This is a genomic window from Pseudomonas sp. BF-B-15, from assembly GCF_019946675.1.
In the GTDB taxonomy this organism is placed as follows: Bacteria; Pseudomonadota; Gammaproteobacteria; order Pseudomonadales; family Pseudomonadaceae; genus Aquipseudomonas; species Aquipseudomonas migulae.
In genome coordinates, this window is sequence record NZ_JAGYFZ010000129.1 from 1 (window position 1) to 15,135 (window position 15,135).

Here is a 15,135-nt window from a genome sequence, read left to right on the forward strand (position 1 = left end):
TGGCGGTGGTCACGGCGGAAGCGGCAGTGGCGGCAGTGGCGGCAATGGCGGCAATGGCGGCAGCGGTCACGGTGGAAACGGCGGCGGCAATAGCGGCAGCGGTCACAGTGGCAACGACCATGGCTCGGGACATTCCGGTAACACCGCCTCATCCGGTCGCAGCGGCACCCATGCCGAACCGGGAGACGATCACGGCGTTCATCACGCCGGTGAAGTCGGCCACAACCGCGGCGTTCATCATGCCGGTGAAATCGGTGACGACCACGGCGTTCATCATGCCGGTGAAGTCGGCCACAACCGCGGCGTTCATCGCGCCGGTGAAATCGGTGACGACCACGGCGTTCATCGCGCCGGCGAAATCGGCGATGACCACGGCGTTCATGTCGGCGGTGAACCGGGTGACGACCACGGCGTGCACGTCGGTGGCGAGCCGGGTGATGACAAAAGGTCCTGATCACCGCTGAACAAAGGTTCGCCACAACCCCCTGTGGGAGCGAGCCTGCTCGCGAAGGCAGAGTGTCAGACGACATCAATGTTGAATGACAAAATGCTTTCGCGAGCAGGCTCGCTCCCACATTGGAAATGTGCTGTGCTCTATAAAATTTCTTCAGCCTGATCCAGCCGCTCGCGCAGAAACTCGATCAACGCCTGCACCGGTCGCGAACTCTGGCGATGCTGCGGGTACACCGCCGACAACGTCAGCGGCTGCGGGCGAAACTCATCCAGCACCGGCACCAGCCGCCCATCCTTCAACGCGGCTCCGACAATGAAGGTCGGCAGGTACGTGATCCCCATCCCGGCAATGGCCGCATCCCTGAGCAACTCACCGTTGTTGACCCGCATCCGCCCGGTCACGTTGACCGCCAGCGGCTTGCCCTGCCCTTCAAAACGCCATTGCACCTGTCGGCCGTGGCCATACGGCAGGCAGTCGTGCGTGTGCAGGTCCTCGGGTTTACCCGGCGTTCCGCGCTCCGCCAGGTAAGCCGGGCTGGCGCAATACACCCGCTGGATCGAAGCGATGCGGCGGGCAATCAGCGTCGAGTCTTCAAGGATGCCGATGCGCAACGCCAGGTCGTAACCCTCGCTGAGCAGATCCACCGGGCGATCGCTCAAATCCACTTCCACCGTGACATCGCGATAACGCTGCAAGAACACCGGCAGCAAACACCCCAAATGCGCCACCGCAAACGACAACGGCGCGCTCACGCGAATGGTGCCGCGCGGTTCGGTGGTCTGGCCGGCGATGCCCTGTTCCACCTGCTCGACTTCGCTGAGCAAGCGCAACGCCGACTCGTAATAACTCTGGCCCAGCGGCGTGACGTCCAGGCGCCGCGTGGAGCGGTTGAGCAATCGTACGCCCAGGCGTTCTTCAAGCTGCATCAAGCGACGGCTGACGAACTGCTTGGACAGGCCCAATTGATCGGCGGCCGAGGTGAAGCTGCCGGAGTCCATGACCTGGCAAAAAATACGCATATCTTCGAACGGGTTCATTGTCACTTTCCGGTTGACAGTTAAACGCTTTATAGCCGCTTTTTCCCTTTCGAGCACCCTATTAATCTGTGTCCACGGTGTTGCTGAGGCCTGAGTCCCAGCGCAGCAGCAACCTGACCCTTAGGTAACCAATCTCTAATTAATTAAAAAGGATTTGCTCATGAACCTCGTCAAAAAAACCCTGACCGCTTCCCTGCTCGCCCTCTCCGTCGGCAACGCCTTTGCCGCTGGCAGCCCAGGCGTTGAACACAACACTCAAGCCTTCCTCGAAGCCCTCGCCGCCGGTGGCGGTAAACCGCTTGAGCAGTTGAGCCCGAAAGACGCCCGTGCGGTGCTGACCGGTGCGCAAAACTCGGTCAAGGTTGATCTGTCGGGTGTGGACGTCAGCGATCGTGCAATCAAGGTCGATGGTCAAACCATCAACCTGAAAATCGTGCGCCCGGCCAAGGTCAAAGGTGAGTTGCCGGTGTTCATGTTCTTCCATGGTGGCGGCTGGGTGCTGGGCGATTACCCGACTCACCAACGCTTGATTCATGACCTGGTGGTGGGCTCCGGTGCCGTCGCGGTGTATGTCGATTACACGCCGTCGCCGGAAGCGCACTACCCGACCGCGATCAACCAGGCCTACGCCGCGACCCGCTGGGTGGCCGAGCATGGCAAGGACATCGGCGTCGACGGCAAGCGTCTTGCGGTGGCCGGTAACAGCGTCGGTGGCAACATGGCGGCGGTCGTGGCATTGATGGCCAAGGAACAGAAAGCCCCGGCGCTGCGCTTCCAGTTGTTGATGTGGCCAGTGACCAACGCACAGTTCGACACCGGCTCGTACCAGCAATTTGCCGAAGGCCACTTCCTCACCAAAGGCATGATGAATTGGTTCTGGGACAACTACACCACCGACCAGGCCGAGCGTGCGCAGATCCATGCCTCGCCGTTGCAGGCCAGCGCCGAACAGCTCAAGGGCTTGCCGGCAGCGTTGGTGCAGACCGCCGAGTTCGACGTGTTGCGTGACGAAGGCGAAGCCTATGCCCGCCACCTCGATGCGGCCGGTGTGCCGGTCACGGCGGTGCGTTACAACGGGATGATTCATGACTTCGGCTTGCTCAATCCGCTGAGCCAGATTCCGGAAGTGAAAGCGGCGGTGCGTCAGGCCGCGCTGGAACTCAAGACTCATCTGAACTGAGTCCCCTCGCCCCTCCCACGGTCATCGTGCGAGGGGCTTTTCTGTAGGAGCGGCCGGGCGGCGCTCCGTTTGCCGGCGAAGGCGCCCTCAAATACGCCTTCGCCGGCAAGCCTGGCTCCTACAAGGGATCGGGTTCGCACAGTTCAACTGTAGGAGCGAAGCTTGCTCGCGAAGGCGCCCTCAAATACGCCTTCGCCAGCAAGCTGGCTCCTACAGGGGATCGGGTTCACACAGTTCAACTGTAGGAGCGAAGCTTGCTCGCGAAGGCGCCCTCAAATACGCCTTCGCCGGCAAGCCGGGCTCCTACAGGGGATCGGGTTCACACAGTTCAACTGTAGGAGCGAAGCTTGCTCGCGAAGGCGCCCTCAAGTACGCCATCGCCGGCAAGCCTGGCTCCTACAGGGGATCGGGTTCACACAGTTCAACTGTAGGAGCGAAGCTTGCTCGCGAAGGCGCCCTCAAGTACGCCTTCGCCGGCAAGCCGGCTCCTACAAAAAAAATCAGTCTTCCGGAGTTCTTCCATGTCCCTCATCTACGGTCATCTGCTGTCCTGGAGTGCGCTGTTGCTGGTCATCGACGCCGTGCTCTGGCACGTAGCGCCGTTCAAGCATCGCGTCACGCGGGTCGGTGTGCGCCTCGCGTTGTTTGTGATGTTCAGCGCGCTCATCATCAACGCCGGCGTCAGCCCGTTGCAGGCGCCGCTGTTGGCAGACGACCGCGTGGCGCAACTGGGCGCGACGGCGCTGGGGATTCTCTGGTGGCTGTACGCCGCCCGTGTGCTCACCGAAGTTATCGGCCTGCTGCTGATGCGGCGCATCGGGCACAGCGGGCGGTTGCTGCAGGATGTCATCGGTGCGCTGGTGTTTCTGATCGCCATCGTCGCCGCAGCCGGGTACGTGCTGGAGTTGCCGGTGAAAGGACTGCTGGCGACGTCCGGGGTGGTGGCAATTGTCGTCGGCCTGGCGTTACAAAGCACCCTGAGCGATGTGTTTTCCGGGATCGTGCTCAACACCACCAAGCCGTATCAGGTGGATGACTGGATCGCGATCGACGGCGTCGAGGGCAAAGTGCTCGACATCGATTGGCGCGCCACTCACCTGCTGACCAGCGCCGGCAGTACGGCGGTGGTGCCGAACTCGGTGGCGGCCAAAGCGAAGATCGTCAACCTGAGCCGGCCCGGCAACATGCATGGTGTGTCGATCAGCATCCTGGTGCCCAACCACATCCGTCCGCGTCGGGTGCTGGAGGCACTGGACCGCACGCTGCAAGGCAGCAGCAGTCTGCTGCTCAACCCGGCGCCGAAAGCCGTGCTGAAAGAGGCCGGCGAAACCATGTCCGAATACGTGGCCAGCGGGTTTATCGCCGAACTCGGCAAGAAAAGCGAAGTGCGCAATCAACTGTTCGACCTCGCCCATCGGCACCTCGAAGCGGCGGGTATTTCCCGACAGCTCGACGGCGTGATCGAACCGACTTCCCGCGCGCGGTCCTTGCTGGACGAGGTGAAAGTCTTCCGTTCCCTGAGCGAAGACGAACGTGACCAGATGGCCCATTCGATGGTCGCGCAGCAGTACGCGGCAGGCCAGGTGGTGTTGGAACTGGGTGAAGTGCCGGACAGCCTGATGGTCATCGCCACGGGCGTGGTCAGCGCGACGGTACCGGACGGCGTCGGGCAAACCGAAGCCGGGCGCATGGGGCCGAGCGAGGTGATGGGTGAACAGAGCATCCTCACCGATACACCGTCGCAGGCCACGTTCACCGCGTTGACCTCATGCATCATCTACCGGATCGACAAATCCCTGACCCGCAGTTGCATGGAACAGCGGGTTGAGGTGGGTCGGGCGTTGAACAAGTTGCAGGCGGTACGGCAGCAGAACAGTCGGTTGGCGCTGCTGGCCAAACCGGTGCCGATCAAGAAAGGTGGTTTTTTGAGTTGGCTGCAAAAACGGTAACCCTGTGGGAGCGAGCCTGCTCGCGATAGCGGCAGCACATCCAACATAGATGTCGGCTGAACCACCGCCATCGCGAGCAGGCTCGCTCCCACAGGTTATGCATGTTGCTTGAAGGAGCTTATTTCGAGGTCAACACCGAGTAGCTGTTCATCAGGTTGCGGTAGTTGGGAATACGCGGCGACAGCAGATTCGCCAGGCCTTCCATGTCGTTGCGCCAGTCGCCCTGCAGCTCGCACGCTACGGAGAACCAGTTCACCAGTTGAGCACCGGCGGCGGCCATGCGCGCCCAAGCGGCTTGTTGCACGGTTTCGTTGAAGGTACCCGAGGCGTCGGTCACCACAAACACTTCAAACCCTTCGGCCAGCGCCGACAGCGTCGGGAAGGTCACGCAAACGTCAGTCACCACACCGGCGATGATCAGTTGCTTGCGGCCGGTGGCTTTGACGGCCTTGACGAAATCTTCGTTGTCCCAGGCGTTGATCTGGCCTGGACGCGGGATGTACGGCGCGTCCGGGAACTGCTCTTTCAATTCCGGCACCATCGGGCCATTCGGGCCGTTTTCGAAGCTGGTGGTGAGGATGGTCGGCAGTTTGAAGAACTTGGCCACGTCGCCCAGGGCCAGCACGTTGTTCTTGAATTCGTTCGGCGAGAAATCCTGAACCAGCGAAATCAGACCGGTCTGGTGATCGACCAACAGGACAACGGCATCGTCTTTGTTCAGGCGTTTGTACGGAACGTTGCTCATGTGAAACTCCTCGATGGATGGGTATTACGTCAGGCGCCGACACGCGGGTCGGCGCTTTTTTGTGATCGTCAGAACGCGAAGCACGAGCAGCCGAAGGCGCCCCAGAAACCGGCGAAATCGCTGACCGGCGCGTTCGACAACCGCGCCTTTTCATGACTGTGGGAATGCACCCCGCACGGCCCGCTGCAATGGTGAACCTGCGCCTGCATCGGCGACGTCGGGCGCCAGTGACCCGGCACCTTGACCACCGGCGACCAGTCCGGCAGCACCGGCACACTGGCCGGGCCGAGTTTTTCGAAATCACCGGCGGCATACACCACCTTGCCGCCGACCACGGTCAACACCGACTCGATCCACTTGATCGCTTCTTCGTCGACGCTGAAAAAGTCCGCGCTCAGGGCTGCGACGTCAGCCAGTTGGCCGACTTTGATCATGCCTTTCTTGCCCTGCTCGGAAGAGAACCAGGCGCTGCCGTGGGTGAACAGTTCCAGCGCGGTCTGCCGGGACAGCCCCTCGGCGTGCAGCTCCAGGCCACCGACGGTGCGACCGCTGACCATCCAGTACAGCGAAGTCCATGGGTTGTAGCTGGACACCCGCGTCGCATCGGTGCCCGCGCCAACCGGTACACCTTCGGCCAGCATGCGCTTGATCGGCGGCGTCGCTTCGGCAGCCTTGGCGCCGTAACGCTCGACGAAATACTCGCCCTGAAACGCCATGCGATCCTGAATCGCGATACCACCGCCCAGCGCCCTCACCCGCTCGATGTTCTGCGGCGTGATGGTTTCGGCGTGGTCGAAAAACCACGGCAAACCATTGAACGGAATGTCGCGGTTAACCTTCTCGAACACGTCGAGCATGCGGCTGATGGATTCGTTGTAGGTGGAGTGCAAACGGAACGGCCAACGCTGCTCGACCAAGTGGCGGACCACCGGTTCGAGTTCGTCTTCCATGGTTTGCGGCAGGTCCGGGCGCGGTTCGAGGAAGTCCTCGAAATCCGCCGCCGAGAACACCAGCATTTCCCCGGCGCCGTTGTGGCGCAGGAAATCATCGCCCTGATGCAGGGTCACGCTGCTGGTCCAGTTCTTGAAGTCGGTCAGCTCTTCCTTGGGCTTTTGGGTAAACAGGTTGTAGGCAATGCGGACGGTCAATTGCTCGTCCTTGGCCAACTGCTCGATCACCTGGTAATCGTCCGGATAATTCTGGAAACCGCCACCGGCATCGATGGCGCTGGTCAGGCCGAGACGGTTGAGTTCGCGCATGAACTGGCGGGTCGAGTTGACCTGATACTCCAGCGGCAACTTCGGCCCCTTGGCCAGGGTCGAGTACAAAATCATCGCGTTCGGGCGCGCCACCAGCATGCCAGTCGGCTCACCGTTGGCATCGCGCACGATCTCGCCACCCGGCGGGTTCGGCGTATTGCGGGTGTAACCGGCTACGCGCAACGCGGCGCGGTTTAGCAGAGCGCGGTCATATAGATGCAGGACAAATACCGGTGTATCCGGTGCCGCCTGGTTGAGTTCCTCGAGGGTCGGCATGCGCTTTTCAGCGAACTGGAATTCGTTCCAGCCACCGACCACGCGCACCCATTGCGGCGTTGGCGTGCGGTCGGCCTGATCCTTGAGCATGCGCAGGGCGTCGGCCAGCGACGGCACACCTTCCCAGCGCAGTTCGAGGTTGTAGTTCAAACCGCCACGGATCAGGTGCAAGTGCGAGTCGTTAAGGCCGGGGATGACACAGCGGCCCTTGAGGTCGATGACCTGGGTGCCGGAGCCGCGCAGGGCCATGGCTTCGGCGTCAGTGCCGACCGCGACGAAGCGGCCATCGCTGATGGCGACGGCACTGGCGCGTGGGTTTTCACGGTCAACGGTATGAAATTGGCCATTGAACAAAATCAGGTCGGCGTTCATCGCGTTTCCTTGGGCTGAGTGGAGGGGGACAGCCAAGGCGCGAACAAACGCGTCGCCATTGGCATGAACAGGTACACCACCGAGACGACGATGGTCAGCGTGATCAGGAACGTGGCGACCACGTAATTGGACAGGAACGCGTTAAGCCGCAACAGCGGGCCCCAGATCAGCGGCACCAGCAAGGTGTGCGGCAGAATCACCAGCAACGTCACCACGGCCTGCTTCCAGCGCGGCGGCGGCGAACCGGATTCAGCCTGCGGCGCGAACCAGAATTCCTTGACCGGGTTGACCTCGGTCTGGTCGCCATCGGCGAGCATCGGCGTGGCTTCGTTGACCAGTTCCAGCCGTTGTGGCGAATCGAGCCAGTGCTGCATCGCGTCGGTGGAGCAAAAGCGCAGCACGCAGGTGTACATGTCGAGGCCGGCGCTCTTGCCGCGCATCACATCCACCCCCAAGTGCCCTTCCTGCTGCCCGGCGATGCTGACGATGTTGCGCAACCAGGCTTCGTAGGGCACTTCAAAACCGGCTTTGACCCGGTGCTTGATGACCAGGGTCACGACTTCCTCGAAACGATTGGATTCAGGCATAACGCAAAGCTCCGGCGAATCGGACATTGAGCGCCAGCCGTCCCGGCCCGGCGATAAAAAGGCTGGTGAACAGAATCAACAGCAGCCAGCCGAACTGCCCTTCCTCGAGGCTCCATTGCGGGTGCACAACCAGCAGTGCGATCCACAACACAGACAAAACCGGCAGGCACGCCAGGCGCACCAACACCCCGGCAATGATCAGCAGCGGGCACAGCACCTCGGCAAAAATCGCCAACATCAGCGTGACATTCGCGCCCAGGTGGAAAGGGTCTTCGATGACTTGCAGTTGAGCGTTGTAGTTAAGCAGCTTGGGCAAACCGTGCACCCACAGCAGAAACAAACCACCGCTGACCCGCAAAAAAAACAGCCCGATATCCTGGGCCCGTTCATCCCATTGCGAAGCGTTCATGGACTACCTGCACAAATGAAAAACCATCGGCGTCAAAGCGCCGGGACCTCATTCGATAGTGCCGGTGTGGGGGCGGGGAAAATTGAATGTACGTGCTCTTTTTGTGAGCCGATCAGGATCGCCAGCCATCGCCCCCCTGTAGGAGCTGGCTTGCCGGCGATGGCGGCCTGATAGCCGACCTATCTTTTATTGATGTACATATCCATTCCTGCGGTAACGGCTGCTATTGGTTTCGCCCTTACGGCGAGTCACTTGCAGAAGCGGCAAGTAACCAAGCGCTCTTGCCCCTTTCGTTCGGTGGCTCGCTAATGCTCGCCATGCCCTCGCTCCGGTCCTGCTCCGTGGGCCCGCCGCCATCGGCCATCCATGGCCGGGGGCGGCTAACCCGGCATCCATGCCGGGTTGCCCACTGCGCAGAACCTGCGCTCGGCCTCTCGAGGGGGCGCTCAGATCAAAAGCTGAAGGCGAGCTAACGCTCGACCTGATGAGTGGTGAAAAGCGAAAGCGTACGCCGATTTCCTGTAGGAGCCGGCTTGCTGCGGGCGGCGTTCCGACGATAGCGGTGGGTTGGGTACATTCGTGGGTGAAGGGTCGGCTGGAAACACGCCATCGCCGGCAAGCCGGCTCCTACAGAGGGTTGGGTACATTCGTGGGTGAAGGGTCGGCTGGAAGCACGCCATCGCCGGCAAGCCGGCTCCTACAGGGGATTGGGGACATTCGTGGGTGAAGGGTCGGCTGTCAGGTCGTCATCGCCGGCAAGCCGGCTCCTACAGGAGATTGGGGACATTCGTGAGTGAAGGGCCGGCTGTCAGGCCGCCTTCGCGAGCAAGCATCGCTCCTACGAAGAGCCAAGCAACGCACCCGCCTTTCACCACTCATCAGGCCGAGCGTTAGCTCGCCTTCAGCTTTTGATTTTGATCTGCCCGCCCCTTCGGGAGGCCGAGTGGAGGTTCTGCGCAGTGGGCAGCCCGGCATGGATGCCGGGCTAGCCGCCCCCGGCCAGGGATGGCCGATGGCGGCGGGCCCACGGAGCAGGACCGGAGCGAGGGAACGCCGAGCCTTAGCGAGGGGCCGGACGCTGGGGCGAAGCGTTTTGCTTACTTTTGGGCGTCTGCAAAAGTGAGTCGCCGTAAGGGCGAAACCATAGGCGGCCGTTACCGCAGCAATGGATATGTACACCCAAAAGAACATGGTCGGCCCAAAGGCCGCCACGTTCAACCCGATACAGGCAAAGGCCTGGACATAAACTCACTGATCCGCGACCGCAACCACCGCTCCGCCGGATCATTGTCATGCACCCCACTCCAAGCCATCGAAAGCTGCGCAGCATCAATGGGAAACGGTGGATCCTCAGCCCGCAACGCACACCCCTCAACCAACGCACACGCCGCATAATCCGGCACCGTCGCAATCATCTCCGTGCCGGCCAGCAACGCACGCAACCCACTGAACTGCGGAACACCCAACACCACCCGACGACTGCGGCCAACCTTGGCCAGATCCAGATCGATATTGCCGCTCAGGTCGCCAGAGAACGACACCATCGCATGCGGTCGCTCGCAGTATTCATCCAGCGTCAGCAACCCCGGTCGCTTGTCCCCACGCAGCACCTTGCAGGGGATGTCGCGCAATTTCTTGCACTTCGCATTCGCGGGCAAATCCGTGGTGTAACTCACCCCCACAGAGATCTCTCCCGAAGCCAGCAAAGCCGGCATCAGCAAATAGTTCGCACGCCGCACCACCACAACAATCCCCGGCGCCTCTTCTTGCAGTTGCCGCAACAACGGCGGAAACAAACCGAATTCGGCGTCGTCCGACAAACCAATGCGGAACACATCGCAGCTGCTCGCCGGATCAAATTCCTTCGCCCGACTGACCGCCCCGGAAATCACATCCATCGCCGGCTGCAATTCCTTGAGAATCGCCAGCGCCCGCGTTGTCGGCTCCATGCCGCGGCCATTACGCAACAGCAACGGATCGTCAAACAGATCCCGTAACCGCCCCAGCGCCGCACTCACCGCCGGTTGGCCCATGAACAATTTCTCAGCCACCCGGGTCAGGTTCCTCTCGAACATCAAGGCCTCGAAAATCACCAACAGGTTCATGTCGACGCGGCGCAGATCGTTACGGTTCATTGGCACGGCTCCCTTGTGAATGCGTCGGACTTTACTCGATCAGCGGCACTTTCGCCGCACGTTTATAAGGACCGTATTCGACCGGTACCCATTGGAAATGCTTGCCCTCAGCGGCGATATGGCCAATGCCCGGAAACGGCAAATGCGCTGCCGTCACCCAGGTTTTACCGGCGGCTGCATCGCTGAACACCTTGGCGCGGCTTTTGATCGCTTGCTGACTGTTGACGTCAAAGCCGATCGAGACTTCCGGGTGCAAGAACTGCACCGCGAGGTTATGCACCAGATCGCCCATGAACAAAATGCTCTGCCCTTGAGAGGTGAAGCGGTACGTCGTGCTGCCCGGCGTGTGCGCGGCTTCCAGCGTGGCCTCAACTCCCGGCACAGGCGACTGGCCAGCGTCGAACGTCTTGAAACGTCCCGCCGCGACGTACGGCGCGGTGGAGTCCTGGGCAATTTTGAAATACGGCTTGGCGCCCTCGGGAGCTTTGGCCAGCGCCTGAGGATCAAGCCAGTAATCGGCTTCGGCCTTCGCGGCGTAGACCGTGGCGTTGGCAAAAACCGGTTTCTGCTGGCCATCGACCAATCCGCACACATGGTCCAGGTGCAGGTGGGTCAACAGAATCGTGTCGACCTGCGAAGGCTCGTAACCGGCGGCTTTCATGTTGTCCGAGAGCATGCCCGCCGTCGCACCGATGCATTGACCGGCGCCGGTATCCACCAGGATCAATTGCTTGCCGGTGTTGATCAGGAAGGCGTTGAACGCAGTCTGCACCCCCGGCGTTTCAATCGAGCGACGGGCCAGCAGTGCGCGAATCTGGCTTTGGGTCAGGCCCTGGAGCAGTTTGGGCGACAGGTCGTTGTAGCCGTCGAACAGCGCCGTCACCTCAAAGTCGCCCACCGCCAGGCGGAAGTAGCCCGGCACCTGGGTGCCGACCTGTGCCGGCGCCTGAGCCGAGGAGATTCCGGACGCCAACGCCACCGCGAGGCCCAACGCGCCAACCAGAGAATGTTTCATGCCGTCACCCTTGATCAAGTCAGAAGAGCGGCCATGCACAGGCCCGCCACAAGACGTCGATCATGCCTCGCCCGGCACCGCAAAAATTGCAGCCATGTGCTGAGTCAGCGTTGTTGGCCACCACTGCGCATCGGCGAAATTAACAACGTTTAACTCGCCTGCCAGAGCCCCGCGACCAAGAATGAAGCTCACCGAAACGGACATTTGTCATGGCTCATTCTCAGCAAAACGTCGCTCGCGCGACTGCCACTGAAACGCGAAAGAAAACCACCGGCGGCCTGACCCCGTGGCGCGAAAGCCTGGTCAAGCAACTGATCCTCGAACGCCTCGGTGAAACCGTCGAAGTGACCGAACTGGCACGCGCCTGCGCCCTCTCGCGCAGTCATTTCTCCCGCGCATTCAAATGCAGCACCGGCCTCTCGCCGCAAGACTGGATTCGCCACCAACGCATCGCCCGGGCCAAGCAACTGATCCAGAACACCGACCTGAGCCTCACGCAAATCAGCCTCGAATGCGGTTTCTGCGATCAGGCGCACTTCTGCCACATCTTCACCCGCAGCGAAGGCATCAACCCATTCGCCTGGCGCTGCCGAGCCGTGCGCGCGCTTCCACGCGTCAACCTGTAGGAGCTTGGCTTGCTGGCAATGGCGATTTCATGGGCGCCATCGCCGGCAAGCCTGCCGCCTTTTACCCTAGCGGCACCAACCGCTCCAACGCCTCGGCCACGCCAAATCCGTAGGCCGGATCGGCCTTGGTGCAGTTGTCGATATGACGCTGGCGGATCGCCTGCGGCACGCCGTTCATGGCACGTGCGGTGTTGTCGAACAGCAACTGCTTGCGCGCCGGATCGAGCAGTCGAAACAGGTTACCCGGCTGTTCGTAATGATCCTCTTCCAACCGATGATCATAATGCTGGGCAAAGCCTTCCAGCGGCAGCGGCGGCTCGGCCAGCTCCGGCGAGTCCTGCCATTCACCGACACTGTTCGGGAAGTAACTGGCGGTACCGCCGAGGTTGCCGTCGGTGCGCATGGCGCCGTCGCGGTGGTAGCTGTGCGCCGGGCAGCGCGGCGCGTTGACCGGGATGTGGTTGAAGTTCACGCCGAGGCGATAACGCTGGGCATCACCATAGGAAAACAGCCGCGCCTGGAGCATGCGGTCCGGTGAAAAACTCACGCCCGGCACCACGTTGGCCGGCGAAAACGCTGCCTGTTCGATTTCGGCAAAGTGGTTTTCGGCGTTGCGATTGAGCTCCATGACGCCCACTTCAATCAGCGGGAATTCAGCGTGCGGCCAGACCTTGGTCAAGTCGAACGGGTTGTGCCGATAGTTGAGCGCCTGTTCTTCCTCCATCACCTGAATGCACAATTTCCAGCGCGGGAAATTGCCCTGCTCGATGACTTCGTAAAGGTCGCGCAGATTGCTTTCGCGGTCTTTGCCGACCACCGCTTCGGCCTCCGCGTCCGAAAGGTTTTCGATGCCTTGCTGGCAGACAAAATGAAACTTCACCCACACCCGTTTGTTGTCGCGGTCGATCAGGCTGAAGGTGTGACTGCCGAAGCCGTGCATGTGACGGAAGCTGGTGGGAATCCCGCGATCGCTCATCACGATGGTCACCTGGTGCAGCGCCTCGGGCAGCAGGGTCCAGAAGTCCCAGTTGCTGGTGGCGTTGCGCAGGCCGGTGCGCGGGTCGCGTTTGACCACGTGGTTGAGGTCGGAGAAACGCAGCGGGTCGCGGAAGAAAAACACCGGCGTGTTGTTGCCGACAATGTCCCAATTGCCTTCGTCGGTGTAGAACTTCACCGCGAAGCCACGGATATCACGCTCGGCATCCGCCGCGCCGCGTTCACCGGCCACCGAGGAAAAACGCACGAACAGCGGCGTTTCCTTGCCCACCGAGCTGAAGATGCTGGCTTTTGTATAACGGGTGATGTCATGGGTGACGGTGAAGGTGCCGTAGGCGCCCGCACCCTTGGCGTGCATGCGCCGTTCCGGGATCAGTTCGCGGTCGAAGTGGGCGAGTTTTTCCAGCAACCAGATGTCTTGCAAGAGCGCCGGTCCACGGGGGCCGGCGGTCTGGATATTGAAGTTGTCGGCCACCGGTGCCCCGGTGGCGTTGGTCAGCTTTTTCATGGTCAGGTTCTCGAAGGATTCGGCTCATCAGGAGCGAGAACGGCGCGGATCTACGCCCGCGCCGTGGGCACATCAACCCTTGAGGAACGCCAGCAGATCAGCGTTGAGCTGATCCTTGTGGGTATCAGTCAGGCCATGGGGCGCGCCGGGGTAGACCTTCAGCGTAGACCCCTTGACCAGTTTTGCCGAAGCAATGCCGGCGGCCTCGATCGGCACCACCTGGTCCGCGTCGCCGTGCACCACCAGCGTGGGGATGTCGAATTTCTTCAGGTCTTCGGTGAAGTCGGTTTCGGAAAACGCCTTGATGCAGTCATAAGCGTTCTTGTGGCCGGAGGTCATGCCCTGCATCCAGAACCAGTCGATCATGCCTTGCGACGGTTTGGCGTCCGGTTTGTTGAAGCCGAAGAACGGACCGCTGGCGAGGTCGATGTACAGCTGCGAACGGTCGACCAGGGACGCCTGACGAATACCGTCGAACACCTCGATCGGCAGGCCACCGGGGTTGGCTTCGGTCTTGAGCATCTGCGGCGGCACCGCTGAAATCAGCCCGGCCTTGGCCACGCGCCCGGTGCCGTGGCGACCGATGTAGCGCGCCACTTCACCACCGCCGGTTGAGAAACCGAACAGCACGGCGTCTTTCAGGTCGAGTCGTTCGATCAACTGCGCCAGGTCATCGGCGTAGGTGTCCATGTCGTTGCCGGTCCACGGCTGACTGGAACGGCCATGGCCACGACGGTCGTGGGCGATCACCCGGTAGCCTTTAGAGGCGAGGAAGATCATCTGCGATTCCCAGCTGTCGGCGTTCAGCGGCCAACCGTGGCTGAAGACGATGGGCTGGCCGGTGCCCCAATCCTTGTAATAAATCTCGGTGCCGTCTCGGGTGGTGAACGTGCTCATGCGATGTTTCCTCAGGAGGGTTGGGGGTGATTCAAACCGGTGAGTGGCTCAGGCGTTCAGCCAGCCGCGCCACGCGTTCGCCCAGGTGCGCAGCGGTGCAGCGATCTTCCGGGGGCGGTGCGAATTCGGGGGACTGTTCGACATTCGACTGCGCCATGGCGCCCAGCGAACTGCCGAGGCGGTTGAGCTGCCCATCGAACACGCCGGTGCCGGAGCGTGCCGGCAGCAGGTCGAGGCCGACCCAGATCATCGAATGCTGCGCGGCGAACACCGCCATCTGCAGCAAGGTGTTGAGTTTGTCGCCACACAGGCAGCCGGAATTGGTGAAGCCCGCCGCGAGCTTGTCGCGCCAGGGTTGGGTCAGGTAGAACGCCGCCGTGGCTTCCATAAACCCCTTGAAGCGTGCGGAGGCGCTGCCCATGTAGGTCGGCGCACCGAAGATGATCGCGTCGGCGTTGTGCAAACGGTCCCAGTGCTGGTCCACGTCCTCGACCGAAATCAGCTGGCAGGTACTGCCCAGGTGCCGTTCCACACCTTGGGCCACGGCTTCGGCCATGACCCGTGTGTGCCCGTAGCCACTGTGATAGACCACCACCACGTTGCTCATTCCGGCGTCCTCATGACAAATAAATCCCTTTTCACAACACGGCCCCCCCTGTAGGAGCCGGCTTGCTGGCGATTGCGATGTAC

The 15,135-nt window shown here is 61.5% G+C and carries 15 protein-coding genes; 4 read left to right on the forward strand and 11 right to left on the reverse strand.

The genetic code is table 11. The features are described 5' to 3' along the window. A partial coding sequence (locus KGA97_RS26560) for a hypothetical protein (RefSeq protein WP_223481801.1) occupies window positions 1-454 on the forward strand: 454 nt, incomplete at its 5' end. Between the two features lie 140 nt (window positions 455-594). Here the strand turns inward: KGA97_RS26560 and KGA97_RS26565 are convergent. Further along, the gene (locus KGA97_RS26565; RefSeq protein WP_223453086.1) at window positions 595-1,491 is read right to left on the reverse strand and encodes a LysR family transcriptional regulator; all 897 of its coding nucleotides are present in this window, start codon (window positions 1,489-1,491) and stop codon (window positions 595-597) included. Window positions 1,492-1,651: 160 nt separating this feature from the next. Here KGA97_RS26565 and KGA97_RS26570 point away from each other — a divergent pair, with 160 nt between their 5' ends. After that, complete coding sequence (locus KGA97_RS26570; RefSeq protein WP_008032696.1) at window positions 1,652-2,671, forward strand: alpha/beta hydrolase; 1,020 nt, start codon at window positions 1,652-1,654, stop codon at window positions 2,669-2,671. Between the two features lie 521 nt (window positions 2,672-3,192). Further along, on the forward strand, window positions 3,193-4,620 hold the full coding sequence (locus KGA97_RS26575) for a mechanosensitive ion channel family protein (RefSeq protein WP_223481802.1): 1,428 nt from the start codon (window positions 3,193-3,195) through the stop codon (window positions 4,618-4,620). A gap of 118 nt (window positions 4,621-4,738) precedes the next feature. Here KGA97_RS26575 and ycaC read toward each other — a convergent pair whose 3' ends face one another. The 7 genes from ycaC to KGA97_RS26610 all read right to left on the reverse strand — a co-directional run bounded on the left by ycaC (window position 4,739) and on the right by KGA97_RS26610 (window position 11,622). Continuing rightward, window positions 4,739-5,365, reverse strand: coding sequence for an isochorismate family cysteine hydrolase YcaC (gene ycaC / locus KGA97_RS26580; protein ID WP_008032694.1), 627 nt, complete (start codon window positions 5,363-5,365; stop codon window positions 4,739-4,741). A 68-nt stretch (window positions 5,366-5,433) separates the two neighbouring features. Next, window positions 5,434-7,272, reverse strand: a complete 1,839-nt coding sequence (locus KGA97_RS26585) for an amidohydrolase (protein ID WP_223481803.1) — start codon at window positions 7,270-7,272, stop codon at window positions 5,434-5,436. After that, the gene (locus KGA97_RS26590; protein ID WP_223481804.1) at window positions 7,269-7,859 is read right to left on the reverse strand and encodes an antibiotic biosynthesis monooxygenase; all 591 of its coding nucleotides are present in this window, start codon (window positions 7,857-7,859) and stop codon (window positions 7,269-7,271) included. Before KGA97_RS26590 ends, KGA97_RS26585 begins: the two co-directional genes overlap by 4 nt. Beyond that, on the reverse strand, window positions 7,852-8,268 hold the full coding sequence (locus KGA97_RS26595) for a DoxX family protein (RefSeq protein WP_008043253.1): 417 nt from the start codon (window positions 8,266-8,268) through the stop codon (window positions 7,852-7,854). Before KGA97_RS26595 ends, KGA97_RS26590 begins: the two co-directional genes overlap by 8 nt. A gap of 1,214 nt (window positions 8,269-9,482) precedes the next feature. Beyond that, complete coding sequence (locus KGA97_RS26600) at window positions 9,483-10,403, reverse strand: LysR family transcriptional regulator (RefSeq protein WP_008030224.1); 921 nt, start codon at window positions 10,401-10,403, stop codon at window positions 9,483-9,485. 31 nt (window positions 10,404-10,434) lie between these two features. After that, entirely contained in the window at window positions 10,435-11,418 is a 984-nt protein-coding gene (locus tag KGA97_RS26605) for an MBL fold metallo-hydrolase (RefSeq protein ID WP_223481805.1), read from the reverse strand. Window positions 11,419-11,478: 60 nt separating this feature from the next. Further along, complete coding sequence (locus tag KGA97_RS26610) at window positions 11,479-11,622, reverse strand: hypothetical protein (protein WP_223453033.1); 144 nt, start codon at window positions 11,620-11,622, stop codon at window positions 11,479-11,481. A gap of 5 nt (window positions 11,623-11,627) precedes the next feature. Here KGA97_RS26610 and KGA97_RS26615 point away from each other — a divergent pair, with 5 nt between their 5' ends. Further along, window positions 11,628-12,044: a helix-turn-helix domain-containing protein gene (locus KGA97_RS26615; RefSeq protein ID WP_008041154.1), complete on the forward strand. Its 417-nt coding sequence runs from the start codon at window positions 11,628-11,630 to the stop codon at window positions 12,042-12,044. Window positions 12,045-12,105: 61 nt separating this feature from the next. Here KGA97_RS26615 and KGA97_RS26620 read toward each other — a convergent pair whose 3' ends face one another. The 3 genes from KGA97_RS26620 to KGA97_RS26630 form a co-directional block, all read right to left on the reverse strand. Further along, the gene (locus KGA97_RS26620; protein ID WP_008041156.1) at window positions 12,106-13,548 is read right to left on the reverse strand and encodes a catalase; all 1,443 of its coding nucleotides are present in this window, start codon (window positions 13,546-13,548) and stop codon (window positions 12,106-12,108) included. A 72-nt stretch (window positions 13,549-13,620) separates the two neighbouring features. Beyond that, window positions 13,621-14,445 (reverse strand): alpha/beta fold hydrolase, encoded by an 825-nt coding sequence (locus tag KGA97_RS26625; RefSeq protein ID WP_223436811.1) that lies wholly within the window; start codon window positions 14,443-14,445, stop codon window positions 13,621-13,623. Between the two features lie 31 nt (window positions 14,446-14,476). Continuing rightward, the gene (locus tag KGA97_RS26630; protein WP_008032866.1) at window positions 14,477-15,052 is read right to left on the reverse strand and encodes a flavodoxin family protein; all 576 of its coding nucleotides are present in this window, start codon (window positions 15,050-15,052) and stop codon (window positions 14,477-14,479) included. Window positions 15,053-15,135: the final 83 nt, after the last annotated feature.